Below are 19,034 nucleotides of genomic sequence, written 5' to 3' on the forward strand. Positions count from 1 at the left end.
AGGGGGATCCAGGCGCCGCCGCGTCTGGCCTTGTGCAGGCCGCGTGCCCGGCGACCGTTCCCTCGGAAGGACCCCGGGAAGGACACGGCGGCGTGGCTCGGCGCCCACGGCGCGTGTGGCCCGGAAGCCTCAACGGGCCAGGGGCCCTGGGCTATCGTGGGCGGGGAAGGGGGATGCATGCCACGCCTCATCTGTGTGTCACGTGAGCCGGAAGGACTCGTCGCGCTCCTGTTGCCCGAGGCGCCGGACGCGAGCCACCTCGTGCGGATGCCGCTCGGGGACGTGAAGGGCGACGGCTCGCGGGAGCGCGCCGCGCTGCTCGCGTCCTGGGCGCACCTGGGCCAGGCGCGCGGCGCGACGGTGGACACGCTCACCCACGTGCTGCGCGTGCTGCTGCACACCGTACCGGGGGCGCCGGGCCCCGCGCCCGCGCGGGCCCACCCGTGGCTGGCGCCCCCGCCCGCGCCGCACAAGCGGACCGCCGCCCACCCCCGGGGCTATCGGGGCACCACCTCTCAGCCCCCCAAGCGCGGCCAGCCCGAGGCGCTCGACGTGCGGCCCTCCCTGCTGCACCGCTCCCCGGCGCGGGCCCTGCTCGAGCCCCTGCGGCCCCACCGGGCCGAGGCCCTCCAACGGCTCGGGGACGAGGGCCTGTCGCGCGAGCGGCTGGCGTGGGTGGATCGCGCGCTCACGGCACCGGGACGCGCGGACGTGGCCCTGGCGTGGCGCCATGGCGTCCTGGAGGAGCGGAGCGCGGAGCTGCCCGGGAGCCTGCTCCAGCTCGGGTGCCTGCTGCGGCCGGGCGAGGCCTCCGACTTCCACCGGCTGCTCGCCCTGCGGGGGCGCCTGGCGATCGACACCCACCCCGAGGCGCGGGTGCTCGCCGCGCGGCTGTTGGCCGAGTGGCCCGCGGACAAGGGCGTGGGTTGGCTGGAGGTCGCCGCCGCGCTCGAACCCGGGCACCAGGCGGTGCTGCTCCAGACCCTCCTCGATGCGAAGTCCAAGGTGGCGGGCCTGGAGCCGGGCCGGTACGACCCGCGCATCGAGGCCTTCGCGGCCGCGGTGCCCGGACGGCGGATGTATTACCTGTGTGGCCTCGCCCTGGGCCTGACCAGCGACTACCTGCTCAGCGGCTACCGGTTGCTCGCGGCCGTCGAGGGCTCCTACCCGCGGGCCCGGCTGATGGACATGCTGCCCACGCAGGGCCGTCCCGTCCCGGAGGCGTTCCTGTTGGAGCTCTTCTCCTTCGCGGCGATCGAGGACGACGAAAGCACGATGGGGCGCCTGTGGGCGCTGTGCGGCCAACGCTCGGGCTTCACCCGATTGCTTGTCGAGACGCCCTGGCGGAGCCTGAGCCCGGACGCGGCGGGACGTCTGGTGGACGGTCTCACCGAGGCCCTCCAGCCCGACGAGGAAACGTGGCGGGCGTGGGAGGCCATCCTGCGCCTCCATCCCCGGCTGCTCCGGTTGCTGGAGCGCATTCCGGCGAGCCACCAGCATCGCGCGGTGCAGATGGTCTTCAACCTCCTGGGCAACGCGGGGGCGAGGTGGTCGGGTCCCGACTGGCTCGAGCCCACCGTGCTCGCCCTGACCGAGCGCGTGTGCCAGCCGCCCTTCGGGGACGCGGACCGCCTCTCCTACGTGCTCGAATCCCTGGTGAACCACCCCGAGCCCTCGGTGCGCGAGCGGCTCACGCGTCTGCCGGAGCGAAGCCTGTTGCGCCTGGAGGAGAGCTGCTCCCGGGGCGACATGGCGGGGCTGCTGGGCGATGGAATGGCGGCCCTGGTGGCCCGGGGGGCGGACCTGGTGCTCGCGGCCCTGGAGTCCTGCCCCGAAACCCTGGCGCGCACGGTGGCCCTGCTGGGCACCCCGCACAAGCACGCCCAGGTCGCGCTGCTGGAGGACTTCACCCGGCACCCGTGGGTCCGGGAGGATCCGCTGACCTGGGAGCCCCGGCGCCTCGTGGAGAGCCTGCGCGAGCACGGAGGCGAGGGCGTGGACAGCCCGCTGCCGAGGACGGCGCGGCGGGCGTGGGAGGCGGGGGAGACGCTGTCCCCGGCCCAGACGGAGCGGGCGCTGCGGCTGGCGCGGGCCCAACTGCCCCGGCTGCGGATGCAAGTGCTGGCGCGGCGCGTACTCGAGTTCCTGCGGGGAAGCCTCGCGGCGGATGTGGGGGACACGCGGGTGCGGCACGCGCTGCAGATGGCGTGCCTGGTGGAGGGCAACCGGCGGGGCCTGCGTCGGCTGCTCCGGCACTACTTCGCGGGCGAGCGCGACTTCATCCGCGAGCACCCCGCGTCCCGGGCGTGGTTCGCGCGCCACCCCCGGGTGAAGCCGGAGACGTGGCTCACCGGGCCGGTGGTGCGCCGGGAGGTGCCGGGGTGGGGGACGGTGACGCTGGAGCTGGAGGCGGACGCGCTGGAGGTGCTGCGCATGGGCACCTACGTGGGCAGCTGCTTCGGCCTCAATGGCCTGCGCGCGGAGTCGGCGGCGGCGGTGGCGCTCGACGTCAACAAGCGGGTGCTCTACGCGCGGGACGCCCGAGGGAGTGTGCTGGCGCGACAACTGCTCGCCCTCTCACGCGAGGACACGCTGGTGCCTTTCGGCGTGTACCCGCCGAGCACGTCGCCCGCGCTCCAGGCGCTGTTCCTCGACTACGACCTGGCGTTCGCCGAGGCGCTCGGACTGCCCCTGAGCGAGGGCGTCCAGGAGCCCGAGGTGGAGTACGTGCTCTCGAGCTCCTTCTGGCACGACGGCGCCTGGGACCTGGGCGCACCGGAGGCGACCACGTCGAATGAATCCAGGAGATGAGGAACGAGCGGATGAGGACGCATCCATGGTGGGTGGGCGTCTTGCTCGAGGCGTTACCTGGCGGCGCTCAATGACGCCGTTGATCCTGACAAGAAACTCAGCGGGGGTGTTGGCTTCGAGGGCTCTGTGTTCCTGGATTTCGAGGAGGGAGGCGCCTTGTGGCGGTTGTCCTGGCGAACGCCGGAGCCCGGGGTGACACTCTACCGCTGGAGCTACTGGACGAAGCGTCCCGGTGCGACGTGGAAGGAGCGTACGGCCCAGCGAGAAGAGGTGCTTCCCAAGAGGGAAATGGAAAAGCGAGGCGAGCTGGTCGAGCAGGTGCTTCGGGCCGCTTATGACAAGGATGCTTGGCCTGAGGGTTTCCAGGGCCAGGTCTACCTGCCCGTGGACTGTCGATGATCCCTCCTCGAAGTGGCTGGCGCTTGAGGCCGTGGTGACCGCCATGGTAGGGCCCCACCATGGCGACGCCACCGTCCTGGGTGCTCGAGTTTCCAGCGCTTTTTCACGACCACAAGGGCGCCGTCCTCCGCAAGATCAAGGCCCAGGGGCAAGCGTGGGCGAGGGAGTACCTCAAGACCGGTGCCTTTACGCCACCCCGACAGACGCTCCAGGTCGTACCCGGTGACGTCCTGGTGATGCACTCGGGAGCCGACTTCGACGTCAGCTCACAACCACGCTGGCGGCTTCACGCGTTCGTCGGTGTTTTCTCCTGCTTGAATGAGGGCATTCCCAAAGAGAGCCGCCAGCGCGCTCGGGAGGCCTTTGAATCCTTTTGTCTGAGCACTCCGTGGGGCGCGCTCTACCACGCGGTGTCTCCGCCGCCATTGAGGAGCGCGGAGCGCATGGCCAAGAGGCTCGCCTCGGTGCTGCACTTCTGGGACGTGCTCGAGGGCCCGCGCTACGCGTTCTGGTCAGCGGAACAGCGGTCCACGCTCGATGAACTGGTCGAGAACATCCATGGCAAGACCCTGCGGGCATGGTGTCCTGGATATCCATCCTCGCTACGAGGGCTCCTGGAGTTGACGGTCGGGCGCATGTCTCGAGCAACCCGGGAGGAGTGCATGGAGGCCGTCCTCCGGTTGATGCCCGTGCTGGTCGCGGAGGACCCCGAGTTCAAACACCGCGAGAAGCTGTGTGACCCACACTTCCTGCGCGAACGGCTCGCCGCACTCGCTTCGGACGACTTCGAGGAGGTTTCCGGCGGCTACACCTACGCGGTGACCGCGCGCCTGGCGGCGTGGGACAGGGAGTTGGGTCCGTAGCGTCACCATGGCCTCGTGCGCGGGCCTGATGACAGCACTCACCAGTGGTGACTCGGCTCCGCCCCGCACCTGATGAGCCGCGTCACCACCCGGGCCCCCCGAGGCGATGCCCTCCGAGCCAACCCCCTGAGAAGACAGGATTTTTCGAGGAACCAAGGCTTGGCACGCGCGCTGCAATAACCCTTCTCCGTCGCAGCGTCCTCGCGAACCTCTTCTTCTCTCGAACCTCTTTCTTCCGGAGCACGTCATGGGCATGAAAATCGGTGGTGGCAGTCTCTTCAAGGGTGGCGGCAGCAAGGTTCCGAGCTTCAAGCCCAGCACGCCCAAGCCGGACACCAAGCCCAGCACGCCCAAGCCGGACGTGAAGCCCAGCACCCCGAGCAGCGCCAAGCCGGACACGAAGCCGAGCACGCCCAGCAGCGCCAAGCCGGACACCAAGCCCCAGTTCTCGCCGCGCCCCGACATCAACGGCAACACGCCGGGCGGCAAGCCCCAGTTCTCGCCCCGTCCCGACATCAACGGCAACACGCCGGGCCTGAACCGCCCCGGCTTCGACCCGAGCAACTTCGCCCCCAACATGCCCAACAACCCCCTGTCCAACGGCCTGGGCGGCCGTCTGGGCGGCGCGGTGGATGCCTTCGGCGGCGTGGCCCAGGGTGTCGCCGGGCTGGCGGGCGCGGGCCTCGATATCGCCTCCACGGCGGCCATGATGGCGCCCCAGATGATGGGCCCCATGGGTCCCATGGGCATGGCGCAGCAGATGATGCCGCCGATGATGGACCCCATGGCCGCCGCGGGCTTCGGCGGGGCGCCGATGATGGACCCTTACGCCGCCGCCGGTGGCCTGCCGCCCGAGCTGGCCGGTGCGCCGATGATGGACCCCTACGCCGCCGCCGGCGGTCTGCCGCCCGAGCTGGCCGGGGCGCCGATGATGGACCCCTACGCCGCCGCCGGCGGTCTGCCGCCCGAGCTGGCCGGGGCGCCGATGATGGACCCCTACGCCGCCGCCGGGGGCCTGCCCCCTGAGCTGGCCGGGGCGATGCCCTCGGCCCCCAGCGCGGTTGCCGGTGGCCCGTCCGGGCTGGGTGGCCTGCTCGACACGGTGGCCAACGCCGTCTCCACCGTGACCCAGATGGCCGAGGCCGTGACCGGCCTGATGAACCAGGTCGGTGGTGGCGCCGCCAGCGTCGTGCCCTCGCTGCTCAACGCCGCGCTGCCCCAGCAGCAGGACACGCAGCAGACCTCGGTGTTCTGAGCCAGGCTCCACGAGACACGCCCCGTCGAAGCGGGGCGCGGGAATCGCAAGAGGTCGGGGGCCATCGGTCCCCGGCCTTTTCCGTGTTCCCCGGGCAGCCTCGGCCTCCGGTCGCGGAGCACCTTCTTCCGTGGCTCCTGTCACATAGTGCGTGACCAGGAGAAGGAATCGAATGACCGCGCGTCCGCTCATCGGGGCTGGTTTGGCCACCCTCGTCCTCGCCGCACCGATTCAGGCCCATCCCGCCCACGCCCCCCCTCGCCGCGCGACCGCGAAGCAGGTCGATGCCGCCGCCTGGACACGTACGGATACAGCCGAGATGGACCGCTTCATCGCCCTCCTCATGGCGAAGATGACGCTCGAGGAGAAGATCGGCCAGATGACGCTGTTCACCAGCGACTGGGACACCACCGGCCCGACGCTGCGCGCGAGCTACCGGGACGACATCCGCGCGGGCAGGGTGGGGGCGGTCTTCAACGCTTATACCGCCCGCTACACCCGCGACCTCCAGCGCATCGCCGTCGAGGAGAGTCGGCTGAAGCTTCCCCTGCTGTTCGGCTATGACGTGATCCACGGCCACCGCACGATCTTCCCCATCCCACTCGGTGAGGCCGCGTCCTGGGATCTGGAGGCGATCGAGCTCTCCGCGCGCGTCTCCGCCGAGGAAGCCACCGCCGAAGGGCTGCACTGGACCTTCGCGCCGATGGTCGACATCGCACGTGACGCGCGTTGGGGCCGCGTGTCCGAAGGCGCGGGCGAGGCCGTGTACCTGGCCCGGCGCGTCGCCGAGGCCCGCGTGCGCGGCTACCAGGGCGAGGATCCGCGCGCGCTCAATACGCTGCTCGCGACGGTGAAGCACTACGCCGCCTACGGGGCCGCGCAGGCCGGCCGTGACTACCACACGGTCGACATCTCCGAGCGCACCCTGCGCGACGTCTACCTGCCGCCCTTCAAGGCCGCGATCGACGCGGGCGCGGCCTCGCTGATGACCGCGTTCAACGAGTACGACGGCGTGCCGGCGACCGGCAGTACGTACCTGCTGACCGACGTGCTCCGCGCGCAGTGGGGCTTCCAGGGCTTCGTCGTCACCGACTACACCTCCATCAACGAGATGGTGCCGCACGGGTACGCGAAGGATCTGGCCCAGGCGGGCGAGCAGGCCGTCAACGCCGGCGTCGACATGGACATGCAGGGCGCGGTCTACATGAACCACCTCGCCCGGCTGGTGGAGGAGGGCCGGGTACCGATGGCGCGGGTCGACGCCGCGGTGAAGGCGATCCTGCGGATGAAATACCGCCTGGGCCTGTTCGACGATCCCTACCGCTACTCGGACGAGCAGCGCGAGAAGGCGACCGTTTACCGGCGCGAGTTCCTCGAGGCGGCGCGCGAGGTGGCTCGCAAGTCGATGGTCCTGCTCAAGAACGAGAACGGCACGCTGCCCCTGGCCGCCTCGGTGAAGCGGATCGCGGTGATCGGTCCGCTGGGCCACTCGAAGGAAGACATGATCGGCAGCTGGTCGGCCGCGGGCGATCGCAAGGAACGTCCGGTCACGTTGCTCGAGGGGCTCCGGGCGCGCGGCGAGGGCGTGACCTTCACCCATGCCCGCGGAGCGAGCTCCGCGCTCGGAGACACCGACACCTCGGGCTTCGCCGAGGCGATCGCGGTGGCTCGCGACGCCGACGTCATCATCGCCGCGATGGGCGAGAAGTGGGACATGACCGGCGAGGCGGCGAGCCGCGCCGACCTGGGCCTGCCCGGCATGCAGGAAACGCTGCTCATGGAGTTGAAGAAGCTCGGCAAGCCGATCGTCCTGGTGGTGCTGTCGGGTCGACCCAACACCCTCGGCTGGGCGCAGGCGCATGTCGACGCCATCCTCCACGCCTGGTATCCGGGCACGATGGGCGGCCATGCGATCGCCGACGTGCTCCACGGTGACTACAACCCCTCGGGCAAGCTGCCGGTCACCTTCCCGCGCACCGTGGGCCAGGTCCCGCTCCACCACGACATGAAGAACACCGGGCGTCCTGTCCTGTCCGACACGCCCTCCCAGAAGTACCTGTCGCGCTATCTCGACGTGCCGAACACGCCCCTCTACGCCTTCGGCCACGGCTTGAGCTACACGACGTTCGGCTACTCGCCGGTCTCGCTCGACAAACAGTCGATCCGCCCCGGCGAGGCGCTGACCGCGACCGTGACCGTCACCAACACGGGCAAGCGCGCGGGCGAGGAAGTGGTGCAGCTGTATGTCCGCGATCTCGTCGGCTCGGTGACGCGGCCGGTGCTGGAGCTGAAGGGCTGGGAGAAGGTGAAGCTCGCGCCGGGCGAGCGTCGACGTGTCCGCTTCACCCTCACCGACGCCGACCTGGCCTTCACGCGCAAGGACATGAGCTGGGGCGCGGAGCCCGGCGACTTCTCGCTGTTCATCGGCACCGCCTCGGACAAACTCCAGGAGGCGCGGTTCACGCTGACGCCTTGAAACGACCCGGGGGACGGCGAAGGTGCCCCGGGCCCGTCTGGCGAGGCCGTCAGTCCCCGGCCTTCTCCACGTACTCCTGGCAGCAGCAGAACTCGGTCGTGGTGGTCGTGCTCGTCTTGCTGCCGCAGATCACCTTCTCCAGGAGCTCCTGGAAGCCGTTGAGCGCGTCCTTGTCGGTGAACGCCTTGCCGCCGGTCTCGGTCGCGGCGCGCGCGAACTCGTCCTCCAGGGCCTTGCGATCCTTGCCCTTGGCGCCACTCGTGCCGAGGTACGTGTGGACCTTGACGTTGCCCTTCTTGGCGGCCTCGATGGCGCGGGTGTTGGCCTCGATGTCGTCCTTGTCGACCTTGCCACCGCCCTCGAACGCCTCGTCGCCGAGGTAGAAGATCGCGCGCCTGGCGTCCGGCCGCCAGTCGTAGTGCGCGACGACGTCCTCGATGGCCCGAGACCCGTCCTCCTGCGCGCCGCCACCCGCCACGCTGCCCTTCTTGCGGCCCTTGAGCGCGGCCTCATCCGCCTTGGCGGTGCCCACCAGGTAGCTCTTCACCGTGGTGTCGAAGCGCGTGTTCTTGAACGTGCCCTCGATGCCCAGGTACGTGACGCGCAAGTCCGAGGGGCACTTGGTCTTCGCCGCCTCGATGGCCGCGCCGACCGCCTGGTTGAGCGCGTCGGCCTCGTCCTTCATCGAGACGCTGGAGTCGATGACGACCACCAGGTCCACCGCGGGCGTGGTGGTGTTCTCCTCGGTGACCGAGGTCCCCGTGGCCAGCTTGGGGAAGTCCAGCGTCTTGCCGAGGTACTTCGAGCCCTCGGAGCCAATGCCGGTGAGCTGGGCGGGCAGGGTGGTGTCCGCGGTCACGCTGCACAGGCCCTTGGCCGGGCTGCCGGCCACGAACGTGAAGCGCTCCGCGCCCTTGTCCTGGTTGAAGTAGAACGTCTGGACCTGGCTCTGGTCGATCGTCCCGGCGATCTTGTCGTGGTAGTAGAACGCGGTCAGCTTGGGCTCGCCGCCGTCCGCCGGGGTCTCGTAGGTGAAGCAGCCCTTGCCCGCGATCGAACCGTCCGGATTGCGCACGGTATAGGTGTAGCTCGTGGTGCTCCCGGGCTTCTTGCCCGGCTCGTCCTTGATGACGACGGTGGGCTTGAGCGGCGCGGCGGGCGTCGCGGGCTTCTCGGCCGCGGGCGGAGGTGCCGGCTTCTCGGCCGCGGGGGGCGGCGTCGGCTTCTCGGCCGCGGGCGGAGGCGTGGCGGGCTTCTCGACCTTGCGCGGGAACGCGGAGGCGACGTACAGGCCCGAGTTGTCGATGCGCGGCGACCGGTTGTTGCCCACCGGGAAGATGTCGTAGCGCAGCAGCAGCGTCTTGTAGCCAGCCGCGTCGAGCCGCACCAGACCCATCACGGTGTCGATCGAATTGGCCATGCCGCCGGGGGCGGGCGTGTTGGTGCCCTGGAGCGCGCCGTTGGTGAGACTCAGCTGCGCGCTGGGCTGATTGCCGCCCGCGACATTGGGGGCCACGCCGCCGTTGACCAGCGTCCAGCCCTGGGGGCTGGCGGCGCCGCCGTCGCCGAGCGTGCCGGTGATGGTGACCACCGTCTTGGCGTAGGTCAGGCCCGCGTAGATGTCGCTCACGCCGACGAACGTGTTGGCCCCCGCGACGCCGTCCTTCCCCCCGACCTTGGAGCCCTTGTACCGGGAGAAGTCGAACTCGACGGTGAAGTTGTTCTGGGCGCCGGTGAACTGCCGGTTGGCCTGCATGCGGATGGCGTTGACGCTGGCGGAGGCCAGGTGCGCCTGCTGGTTCTTGCCGAACGAGGCGGCGCCGGTGCCGTCGTTGATGGAGCCGTGCGGGGCCACGCCGCCGTTGTTCCAGTCGAAGGTGCCAAAACCGGCGCTGACGCCGAAGCGGATGCCGATCTCTCCCCCCAGGCCGTCGGGGACGTAGCGCCACTGGTTCCAGTCACCGCCGCCACCCCACCTGTATCCCGAGGGATCCCAGAACACGAGGTCGAGCGCTTCAGCGGAGGGGGCCTTGGATGGATCTGCCATGTTTGAGATTCCTTGTGTGAGGGGGTCTGCGTTTGTCGCGGTGATGCGGTGTCGCGGTAATGCCTCAGGTCCAGACCACGTGCGTCTTGAGCCCCGCGAGATTGCCGGCGGCGTCCAGGCCCACGATGTAGAGCCCGTGTTCCCAATCGGTGTCGTAACCAGCGTCACGGCCGATGAGCACCGCGTGGAGCTCGCGCAGCTGCTCTTTCATGAACTGGACGAGCGCCTCGATCTGCTCCTGCTCGGGCATGTCGGCATGCACGTTGACGAGCGCCTGGAGGCAGCGCTCCGCGGGCTCGAACCGCACGATCTCGTGCTCCGGACCGTCCGTGAGCTTGAGCGCGGCGCGGAAGGTCTCGCGGGTGAGCTGGGAGAGCTTCGCCGCCGTGTGCGTGACCTGGAGGGGCGTGCCGCCCTCCGTGCCGAAGTAGCCGTCGAAGAAGAGCCCCTTGGAGAGCGTCTGGAGCTTCTGCGCGAGGGCCTCGCCCGTGGGGCCGGTCGACGACTTGAGCGACCGGGCGAGGCCGACGGCCAGCTTGCCGAGCTCGGACATGCGCGCGACCTCGTCCTCGGACAGGCCGTTGTTGTCGAGGTCGAAGCGGTCGACGAGCTCGGTGCGGACGTACGCGAGCGCGGCGTCGATGGTCTTCTGGGTCATCCGGGTGGCGCGTTCGGGGTCGCGGCGATCGATGAAGCGGTAGAGCGCGTCGACGAGGTCCCGCTCGGCCCCCTCCAGCGAGAGCAGCTTGGTGCGGATGTCCTTGCGGCTGACGATGCCGTCGGGACCCGCGGCGTCCAGGAGTTGGGCCGCGGCGCGATTGACCGCCGCGTGGACTTCCGAGGTGGCGAGTGGGCTCATGTGTTTGATTCCTTACGAGACGCGGGGCGGTGAAGCCTTGTCATGCTCCAGGCAAGGGGGGAGCACTCCTAGCGAACCGTCGCGGGAATAGACAACTCAGTTATTTGCTGAATTGACAAACAGGACTCCTTGTGCGGGTTCGGCCATTGAAAGCGCTCGGACCGCCACAAGCCATCTCGTCGTGGAGTGTATACCTTTGGACAGCGCGAGCCGAGCGGATTGGAGCGGACCGCGCGCGGCCCCTAGGGTGAGCCAGGAGGCTTCATGCGAGAGCAGCGACCCTCGTCGTCCAGCCTGCGGGGCCTCGATGGCTTGAACCTGTTGATGGCGGACGTGCGGGACGGAGTCGGTCCCTACCTGTCCGTCTATCTGACGGGGGCCTTGCACTGGAAGCCGGGGGCCATCGGGGCCGCGCTCGCCGCCAGCAGCATCGCGGCGGCGCTCTTCCAGGTGCCCGCCGGGCTGCTGGTGGATGGTTTGAAGATCAAGCGCGCCCTGGTGGCGGTGTCGGGTCTGGCCGTGGGCGTCGCCTGTCTGGCCATCGTGTGGGTGCCGGGCCTCGGGACGGTGATGGTGGCGCAGTCGCTGCTGGGCGCGGCCTCGGCGGTGATTCCCCCGGCGATCGCGGCGCTGAGCCTGGGGCTGGTCGGGCGGCGGCGCCTGCCCACGCGCATCAGCCGCAACGAGTCCTTCAACCACGCGGGCAACCTGCTGGCCGCCGTGCTCGCGGGCGTGTTCGGGCAGTACTTCGGCTACGCGTGGATCTTCTACCTCGTGTGTGCGTTCGCGGTGGCGAGCGCCCTCGTCACCTGGCTCATCGACCCTCGGGAGATCGACCACGAGCAGGCGCGGGGCGGGGGCGTGGATCCCGAGGCCAGCGGAAGCGAGGAGGTGAGTGGCAAGGGGGCCCTGAGCTTCCGCGAGGTGTGGCGCAAGCGCGAGCTGCGGGTCTTCCTCGGCGCGGTGACGCTCTTCCACCTGGGCAACGCGGCGATGTTGCCCATGGCGGGTCAGGTCCTGGCCTTGAAGCACCCGGGCGCGGACACGCTCGCGCTGAGCGCCTGCATCATCGCCGCGCAGCTCGTCATGGTGGGCGTGGCGTGGGGGGTGGGCCGCGCCATGGCGCGGGGCGTGGGCCGCAAGACGATCTTCCTCGTGGCCCTGGCGGTGCTGCCCGTGCGCGGCGTGCTGTTCTGCCTGACGAGCAGTCCCGTGGGCGTGGTGGGCATCCAGCTGCTCGACGGCGTGGCCGCGGGCATCTTCGGCGTCATCTCCGTCATCATCGCGGCGGACGTGATGCGGGGCACGGGCCGCTTCAACTTCGCTCAGGGGCTGGTGGCGCTCGCCACCGGCCTGGGCGCCGGACTGAGCAACTTCCTCGCGGGCTACATCGTCGAGGGCTTTGGCTTCACCGCGGGGTTCCTGTCGCTCTCGGTCCTGGCGTTGGCGGGACTCGTGCTCTTCGCGATGGGCATGCCGGAGACCCGGCCCGACGAGGAGCGCGCCTCGTCCTCCGCCGCCCCGGAGAGCACCTGATCGCGCAGCTGGCGCTTGACCGGGAGGGGCAGCACCCCGGAGGCCGCCTCCCGCGCGAGCACACTCGCGATGAGGTGCGCGACGCGTGACCAATCACAGTACCCGTGGATCGCCGCCCGCTGACGCAGCTGGACGGAAGGGTCCACCGCCCGGCGCAGCGTGCGCAGCGCCCGCTCGGGTCGGGGGCCGAGGGTGTCGACGAGGATCGGCAGCGGGTCCTCCCGGTGCGAGGCGCACTGGGTGGCGTACAGCCGATCCAACTGGAAGGCGTAGACCGCGCGCTCCATGGCCACCTCCGCGGTGATGGCGTCCACGGCGCCCTCGGGCCCCACCAGGGGGTCGGGCGACATGAGCAGCGGCGGAATGCCGTTGGCCAGCGCGGCGCCGATGCTGCTCAGGCCGGGACGGCAGACGAAGGTCGCCCGTGGCTTGGCCCCCAGGGCCCGCAGGAACGTGCTCCAGTGCGCGTCGATCCATCCGAGCCGCGTCACGTTCGTGCGCCGCGTGTGCTCGAGCGCGTGCGCCAGCCAGGCGCGGTCCTCCGCGTTGCCGCCCGCGAACAGGAAGTGGACATCCTCCATCTCCGCCGCCAGCGCCAGCATCGCGCGCCAGTGCTGACGGCTGCACGTGGAGTAGCCATTGCCCTGGGACACGAGCACGACGCCGCGCGGATCCTCCGGGGTGAAGAGGTGCTGGAGCGAGGGGTCATGCTGGGCCAGGACGGCGCCGGCCCGCGCCGCGGCTTCCTCGGCGGAGAGCGCACTCGCCTGACCGAGGGGCGGGATGACGACATAGGGCCGAGTGCCCGATTCCAGCGAGCGCCCCTCGCGCCAGTGGATGGCCTGGTACCAGATGGTGCCACGCTCCGGCACGTCGTCCATGAGCGCCCGGCTCGCGCCCTCGAAGTCGACCGAGGGGTTGCGGCGCGGATCGATGTCACACGCGCGCAGCACGTCCTCCAGCGCGCGCCGCGAATGGATGGCGGGCGCGGAGGCCTCCAGCAGCTCGGCCAGGCCCGCCTCCGGGGGGGCGGCCGGGGAGGGCGGGGATGCCAGCCGCCGCAGCCACGCGAACTCCTCGAAGGCATAGCGCACGGCATGCAGGGGGACTTCCTTGTGCTGCGCATGCTCGGCGAGCTGGTGGAGGATCCACGTCTCGGGCCGACAATCATTCACCAGGGCGGTCGCGCCCACGCTGACCCGGGCGAGCTCTCGATTGTCCGCGAGCCACAGAAGGGCCGCCTCGCGGTTGAGGAGCGCCGGGCGCGAGGGGTTGGCGATGTCGGCGGGGGTGATCGTCGCCGACTCCGCGTCGTTGTAATGAAGCGGCACCACCTGGAGCTCCCCGGTGGCCCCGGCCTTGCGACGTGCGTACGCGGCGTCCTCCGGGCGCCGGATGGCGGCGGTGAAGGCCCGCGGCTCCGGGAGCCGGGCGAGCGCGCCATGCACCGCCGGCACCCAGCCCGTCGTGTGCCCGAAGGCCTGGGCGACGTACACCACGCCCGGGGCCGCCGATCCCCGGTGGGCCCTCACCCGGAAGCGGCCCTCGCGCTGGGGATCCGGCTCCGTGACATGGAACGGCGTCCGGGCCTCCCGCGCGCAGGCGCCGTCGCGGGGCACGAGCATTGCCCGCCGCGCCTCGCGATCCGAGACCAGGAGCCCCTCCGCGCCCGCGGCCAGGGCGAAGGCCCCGGTGCCCTCGGCGGGCGGCGCGTCCGCGAGGGCCAGCGGCTGTCCCGCGACGGTGATCCGGGGAAGCGCACCCGGCGCGAGGTAGTGCACCTCGATGCGGCCGAAGGACAGCACGACGACCTCTCCGCGAACCGTCCAGGAGGGCTCGTCCCACGGCGGATACACGACCCGCGATTCGGCCCTCACCGGGAGACCTCGCGCGCGTAGGCATCCCGGTCGACCATGTCCTCGTAGGTCTCCGCGCGACGCACCAGCGTCTCGCGGCCCTGCTCCAGGAGCACGATGCCCGGCTGGGGGAAGCAGAAGGAGTTCGAGAAGGAGACGAGGTAGGCCCCGGCGTCCATGACCGCGAGCGTGTCTCCGACCTGGAGCCGGGGCAGGTCGATGGCGGTGCGCAGGCGGTCCATCGGGCTGCAGGTGGGACCGTCGAGGGTGTACGTCCCGCCCGGGGGCTCGCCCCAGCGCTCGACGTGGAAGATCTCGTGATACTCGCGGTGCAGGATGTGGGCGAGGCTCTCGCCGGCATCCAGGATCGCATGCGCGGGCCCCGCGCTGGCCTCGTTGAGACTGCTGACCCGGCACAGCAACATCTGGGTACTGCCGGTCAGCGCCCGTCCGGGCTCCAGCAGGATGCGCGGCATGGGACGGCCGACGCGGCGGAAGTGGTTCTCGACCTGGCTGACCAGCAGCGCGAGGTAGTGCTCGATCGTCAGCCTGCGGCGCACCCGCTCGTCGAGCGGGAGCGTCGAGGTGTCGAGGGGCAGCACCGTCGGGACCGCCAGGCTTCCGCCCAGGTCGAGCAACTCCACGGTGAGGCCCAGCCGGGCGTGGAGCGTGTCACAGAACTCCAGCACCTCCCGAAGGAAGCCCGCCAGGGTCCCGGCGTCCTCGATGGCCACGCCCCGGTGCGCGTGCAACCCGACGACCCGCAGCGAGGAATGCGCGAGCGCCTCCTCGTAGGCCGCCAGCGCCTGCCCTCCGGCGATGGGGATCCCGAACTTGCCCGACCAGCTGTCCGAGGTGGCCACCCGCAGACCCACCGTGGGCCGCTTGCCGAGCCGCGCGGCGGTCTGGGCGACGAGCGCGATCTCCTCGCGGTGATTCAAGTTGGTGAGCAGCAGATCGCCCTGGACGATCGCGCTCGCCGCGCTCGGGGTCTTGCCCGGACCGTTGTAGATGATCCGCTCGGGCGCCACGCCGAGCCGCAGGGCGAGCCAGAGTTCGTACGGGGACACCACCTCGGCACCCACGCCAAGCCCCGACAGGCGTTGGAGCACGGCCGGCACCGGATTGGTCTTGTAGGAGTAGAAGACGTCGACGCCCGGGGGCGCCTGCTCGAAGCGCCGGACATTCTCGTCGAGCCGGTGGGCATCCACGACGAAGAGCGGACTGCCCCACCGGTCCGCCAGACCCGCGAGGGACGTGCCCCCCAGACACAATCCCCCCTCGGCGCGGGTCAGGCCCCACCGCTCGGGGTGAAGCGCGGGCGACGCGCCGGACGCCTGGGTCGGATGTCCTTCGGAAACAGCGACGGAAGATGCGGGGGCGGAACGCGGAGACACGGCGAACTCCTGGCGGGTACGGGGGGCGTGGCCCGCGACCTCACAGCAATGCCCGTACCAATCACCCCCACGGGAGGCACCGCCGCGGCGGCGCTCCCATGCGGTCTGGGCTGACACGCCAATGACACGCCACGGACGTGACAGCGTCAGGACACCCCGGACTCCGCGATGGCGGCGCGGACCTCGTGGGCCACGGCCTCCGCATGTGGCTCGGTCAGGAGCGACACGTGGTTGCCCGGGACCATGCGCAAGCGCAGCGGCTGAGTCGTGACGTCCTCCCAGCCCTCGGTGGGCGTCTCGCAGAACTTGCTGTCGATCGCGCGCAGGAAGGTGAGCGGCCCCTGGAAGCGCTCCGTGGGCACGTAGCCCGCCCGTGGGTAGGAGCGGAAGACCGCCAGGAGCCGCTCGAAGCGCGTGTCGGGCTCGTCGGGCGCATAGGCCCCGTGCTCCCGGGCCAGTCGCATGAAGTGCGCGACGCGCTGTTCCGGCGCGAGGGCCCGCATCTCGTCGCTGTCGAGCCGCAGGTCCGCACCGAACCAGTACCGGAAGCCCGCCGCGGCGATGGCACAGAACTCGACGAGATCGTCCAGGAAGGTCTCGTTCGCCATGCGGGCACCCACGATCGCGGGGGACCAGGCGTCACAGACGGCGAGCATGGCCACCTGCTCCCCTCGGCGTTGGAGCTGCAGCGCCATCTCCAGCGCGACCCAGCCGCCCGCGCAATGGCCGCCCAGGAGGTAGGGGCCGCGCGGCTGTACGGTCCGCAGGGACTCGAGGTGATCGGCCGCCATGTCCTCGATCCGGCTGAACGGGGGGCGATCTCCATAGAGCCCCCGGCTCTGGAGCCCGTAGACGGGCTGATCCGGCCCCATGCGCCGCGCGAACGCGTAGGCGTTGAGGGTGGTCCCCTCGCCGCCGGGCAGGAAGAAGAAGGGCCGCTTCGGGCCGTGGGGCTGGAGTTCGACGACGGGCGCCTCGTTGAGGCTCCGAGAATGGGCGCGCAGGAGGCAGCCGAGGCGCTCGATGGTCGGCGCATCGAGGAAGGCCTCGCGCGAGAGCGGTGTGTCGAATCGGGTCACGATCTCGGCGCGAAGGGCCTCCGCCGTGTCGCGGTCACCCCCCAGGGCGAAGAAATCGTCCTTCATCCCGAAGTCGTTACGGCGCAGATGCTCCGACCAGATCCGCCAGAGCCGCAGCTCGTAGACGTCCCGGGGAATCGCTGGTGTTTGGCGCGGGCTTTGTCTCATGCGTGCTCGCGTCAGCAAGGTCCGTGCCCACCAGCGCCGGGCGGGCGGGGCGAGCGCCCCGGGCCACCTCCATCCGCTTGCGGCAGCACAGCACGCCGCCCCGGCCCGGATGGGGTTTGCGGACGATCTGCGCCTCGCAGTACTCGGGGGACCGGCCGCACAGCCAGGGCTCGCCCAGGGAGGAGCAGGCATCGTGGGAGAAGCGGTCGAGCACGCCGCACGCCGGGCCGGCCGGCGCGCCGAGGTTGCCGCAGCCGAACAGATCATTGCTGGTGCGCGTCGTCGGTTTGCACGTGGGGACGCCCGTGCTGCTGTCGCACTTGGGGCCCGTGTCCGTGCCCGTGGCACAGACGCCGTGGCCCGTGCCGGACTGGCGGGTGGCGAAGAAGAGGGCGGGATCTCCCGAGCGGGTCGCGCCCTTGCAGCCCGTGGGGGAATTGGCCTCGACGTCATGCGTGTCGGCGCAGACGTGCCAGCCGGAGGCGCACAGGTCCTCCACGTTGCAGCCCTCGCCCCAGGGGTTCTTTCCATCATCGCCGCCGGCGCGCTTGCAGGCGGGCTTGTCCGTGGCGTTCAAGGGGGACTGGGGGCAATACGGTTTGATGCCCGGCGTGGAGATCAGCACGCCCGCGATGCTCCAGCCGCCGCTACAGCCGGCGATGTTCGGGTAGCGCGCCTGATCGACGAAGCCCTCGCGCTGCCCATCCGCGCAGCCCGCGCCTTGCTGCTGCTGCTGTGCCCAGGCTCCTGGCGCCCCCACCGTGACGACCAGCAGCGCCAACATCCGCGCCCCCCACGACTTGCTCCACCGCACGTCCATGTCGACTCCTTGTCCAAGCCACTTTCCTTGGAGAGGTCGAACCTAGACGCGGTGTCGAAACAAAGGCCGCGATTTCCAGGCAGGTGCCCCGGAAACCGCGGCCTGGAGAATGCTCACCCGGTGCCGCGGCTCAATACACGCGCTTCAACATCCGGGTGTTCGGGTTCAGGCTGCCCACGCTCCCCGACTGGCAATTGCTGGAATAGTAGTAGTCGAGCTGGCTCCACCCCGCCGGGATCGGCGTCGTGTTGCAGGCGTTGACCGTCGCGCCGATGGGCTCGCCGGAGATCTGTTGGATCCGCTTGGTGTTCGGCGCGAAGGAGCCCGTGCCGCAGCCCGCCGAGTAGTACCACTGGATGTCGACCCAGCCGGCCGGTGTGGGAGCGCTGGAGCAGATGTTGGTGGCGACGGCGGCCGTCTCCATGGCGTCTTCCGCGCCTTGTTCATCCAGGGCGGGCGGAGCCGTGACCGTTCCCGTTGCGAGTAACGCCAGTGCGAGCTTTCCGAAGATGTGCGCCATGACCGATGATCTCCCTTCGTGTTGGACCACTTGCCGCCTCCGAGCGGCAACCTGAGTGAACACTTTGTCACTCCAGGTGATTGGGACCGTAGAAGCCTTGTTCAAGGCTTGTCAACACGGGGAGGCGGCGCGCCTATTGGATGAGGTCCGCCTGCCGGGTGGCCGTGTCCGTCAGCAGCCCGAAGTGGCCCGTGTTGTAGGTGTAGGACGCGTTCTCGTTGTCGATGCTGCTGGAGTGCACGCCGTTGACCGTGCACACGAGGGTGGAGCAGACGATCTGATCGCTGTTGCTCTTGATGGAATAGATGCGGCTGGCCATCCGCTTGCCGGCGATGCCCTTGAGCAACGGGCTGCTGATGGACAGGCCGTGGTAGCCGCACGTGGACGTCACCACGTTGTACGGGTACGTGCCGCAGCTCCACAGGCCCCGGTAGGCCCCCGCGATGCCCACGAACGCGTCCACGCGGCCGGCCACGCCCAGATCGAGGATGGACTTGATGGACAACGTCACCCCCATGGAGTGGCCGATCACGTCGATCTTCCCCGTACACGAGCGCGCGAGCGCCTGGTTGATGGCGTCCTTCACCGCGACGAGCTCCGAGCCGTCATGATCGTTGCACGCCGCGCACGTCTTCGAGCCCCAGTTGGGCCGGAAGATGTCCCCGGCGGCGTAACCCCGGCGCAGCAGCTCGTTGTACGTGTTGTCGAAGTCCGCCGGCTTGCCCGCGTTGCCGTGCACCAGCACCACCGCGTCCTGGCAGGCCGCCTCGGCGGACGCCGCGCCTCCCACCACCGCGAAGACGGACAGCAGGGCCACCGCGCTCATCAGTCGCTTCGTCATCGTGCTCCTCCGGGTTCGTCCGTCAGGGGACGGGCTCACCCGGAGAACATGAATGACGCTTCATTCAGGTGTCAAAGCCTTTCCCGGGACGGCGTGGCGCGCCACTC

Annotated in this window: 12 protein-coding genes and 1 pseudogene; 5 read left to right on the forward strand and 8 right to left on the reverse strand. The window is 70.3% G+C overall.

What is annotated here, in order from left to right; all coding sequences use genetic code 11:
• The first annotated feature begins 177 nt into the window (after nucleotides 1-177).
• The 4 genes from I3V78_RS21980 (at nucleotide 178) to I3V78_RS21995 (ending at nucleotide 7,804) form a co-directional block, all read left to right on the forward strand.
• On the forward strand, nucleotides 178-2,811 hold the full coding sequence (locus I3V78_RS21980) for a hypothetical protein (RefSeq protein WP_204490415.1): 2,634 nt from the start codon (nucleotides 178-180) through the stop codon (nucleotides 2,809-2,811).
• 458 nt (nucleotides 2,812-3,269) lie between these two features.
• Nucleotides 3,270-4,073, forward strand: coding sequence for a hypothetical protein (locus I3V78_RS21985; protein ID WP_204490416.1), 804 nt, complete (start codon nucleotides 3,270-3,272; stop codon nucleotides 4,071-4,073).
• A gap of 247 nt (nucleotides 4,074-4,320) precedes the next feature.
• Complete coding sequence (locus I3V78_RS21990; protein WP_204490417.1) at nucleotides 4,321-5,328, forward strand: hypothetical protein; 1,008 nt, start codon at nucleotides 4,321-4,323, stop codon at nucleotides 5,326-5,328.
• Between the two features lie 172 nt (nucleotides 5,329-5,500).
• Entirely contained in the window at nucleotides 5,501-7,804 is a 2,304-nt protein-coding gene (locus I3V78_RS21995) for a glycoside hydrolase family 3 N-terminal domain-containing protein (RefSeq protein ID WP_204490418.1), read from the forward strand.
• A gap of 49 nt (nucleotides 7,805-7,853) precedes the next feature.
• On the opposite strand, the gene I3V78_RS22000 is transcribed toward I3V78_RS21995, so the two are convergent.
• On the reverse strand, nucleotides 7,854-9,851 hold the full coding sequence (locus I3V78_RS22000) for a vWA domain-containing protein (protein ID WP_239576519.1): 1,998 nt from the start codon (nucleotides 9,849-9,851) through the stop codon (nucleotides 7,854-7,856).
• Nucleotides 9,852-9,915: 64 nt separating this feature from the next.
• Nucleotides 9,916-10,710, reverse strand: a complete 795-nt coding sequence (locus I3V78_RS22005) for a nuclease A inhibitor family protein (protein WP_204490419.1) — start codon at nucleotides 10,708-10,710, stop codon at nucleotides 9,916-9,918.
• 324 nt (nucleotides 10,711-11,034) lie between these two features.
• Here I3V78_RS22005 and I3V78_RS22010 point away from each other — a divergent pair.
• Nucleotides 11,035-12,165, forward strand: a pseudogene (locus I3V78_RS22010) (MFS transporter); the annotation flags it as partial.
• On the opposite strand, the gene I3V78_RS39365 reads toward I3V78_RS22010, so the two are convergent.
• The 6 genes from I3V78_RS39365 to I3V78_RS22035 all read right to left on the reverse strand — a co-directional run bounded on the left by I3V78_RS39365 (nucleotide 12,096) and on the right by I3V78_RS22035 (nucleotide 18,927).
• Nucleotides 12,096-14,051, reverse strand: a complete 1,956-nt coding sequence (locus I3V78_RS39365; protein ID WP_338023705.1) for a hypothetical protein — start codon at nucleotides 14,049-14,051, stop codon at nucleotides 12,096-12,098. The pseudogene I3V78_RS22010 and the gene I3V78_RS39365 overlap by 70 nt on opposite strands.
• Nucleotides 14,052-14,119: 68 nt before the next feature.
• Entirely contained in the window at nucleotides 14,120-15,499 is a 1,380-nt protein-coding gene (locus tag I3V78_RS22015) for an alanine racemase (protein ID WP_204490421.1), read from the reverse strand.
• Nucleotides 15,500-15,645: 146 nt separating this feature from the next.
• Entirely contained in the window at nucleotides 15,646-16,644 is a 999-nt protein-coding gene (locus I3V78_RS22020) for a thioesterase domain-containing protein (RefSeq protein ID WP_239576520.1), read from the reverse strand.
• A 10-nt stretch (nucleotides 16,645-16,654) separates the two neighbouring features.
• A complete protein-coding gene (locus tag I3V78_RS22025) occupies nucleotides 16,655-17,566 on the reverse strand; it encodes a hypothetical protein (RefSeq protein WP_204490423.1) in 912 nt (303 codons plus the stop codon).
• Nucleotides 17,567-17,696: 130 nt separating this feature from the next.
• Nucleotides 17,697-18,086 carry a hypothetical protein gene (locus I3V78_RS22030; protein WP_204490424.1) on the reverse strand — a complete coding sequence of 130 codons (390 nt, stop codon included), beginning with the start codon at nucleotides 18,084-18,086 and terminating at the stop codon, nucleotides 17,697-17,699.
• Nucleotides 18,087-18,219: 133 nt separating this feature from the next.
• Complete coding sequence (locus tag I3V78_RS22035; protein WP_204490425.1) at nucleotides 18,220-18,927, reverse strand: alpha/beta hydrolase family protein; 708 nt, start codon at nucleotides 18,925-18,927, stop codon at nucleotides 18,220-18,222.
• Between the last annotated feature and the right edge of the window lie 107 nt (nucleotides 18,928-19,034).

Source organism: Archangium primigenium (genome assembly GCF_016904885.1).
GTDB classification, from domain to species: Bacteria; Myxococcota; Myxococcia; order Myxococcales; family Myxococcaceae; genus Cystobacter; species Cystobacter primigenius.

Coding starts and splice junctions, on each gene's coding strand:
- I3V78_RS22025 (WP_204490423.1), bottom strand. CDS start 17,566: ATGGACGTGCGGTGGAGCAAGTCGTGGGGGGCGCGGATGTTGGCGCTG.
- I3V78_RS21995 (WP_204490418.1), top strand. CDS start 5,501: ATGACCGCGCGTCCGCTCATCGGGGCTGGTTTGGCCACCCTCGTCCTC.
- I3V78_RS22020 (WP_239576520.1), bottom strand. CDS start 16,644: ATGAAGGACGATTTCTTCGCCCTGGGGGGTGACCGCGACACGGCGGAG.
- I3V78_RS21980 (WP_204490415.1), top strand. CDS start 178: ATGCCACGCCTCATCTGTGTGTCACGTGAGCCGGAAGGACTCGTCGCG.
- I3V78_RS21985 (WP_204490416.1), top strand. CDS start 3,270: ATGGCGACGCCACCGTCCTGGGTGCTCGAGTTTCCAGCGCTTTTTCAC.
- I3V78_RS21990 (WP_204490417.1), top strand. CDS start 4,321: ATGGGCATGAAAATCGGTGGTGGCAGTCTCTTCAAGGGTGGCGGCAGC.
- I3V78_RS22035 (WP_204490425.1), bottom strand. CDS start 18,927: ATGACGAAGCGACTGATGAGCGCGGTGGCCCTGCTGTCCGTCTTCGCG.
- I3V78_RS22005 (WP_204490419.1), bottom strand. CDS start 10,710: ATGAGCCCACTCGCCACCTCGGAAGTCCACGCGGCGGTCAATCGCGCC.
- I3V78_RS22030 (WP_204490424.1), bottom strand. CDS start 18,086: ATGGCGCACATCTTCGGAAAGCTCGCACTGGCGTTACTCGCAACGGGA.
- I3V78_RS22000 (WP_239576519.1), bottom strand. CDS start 9,851: ATGGCAGATCCATCCAAGGCCCCCTCCGCTGAAGCGCTCGACCTCGTG.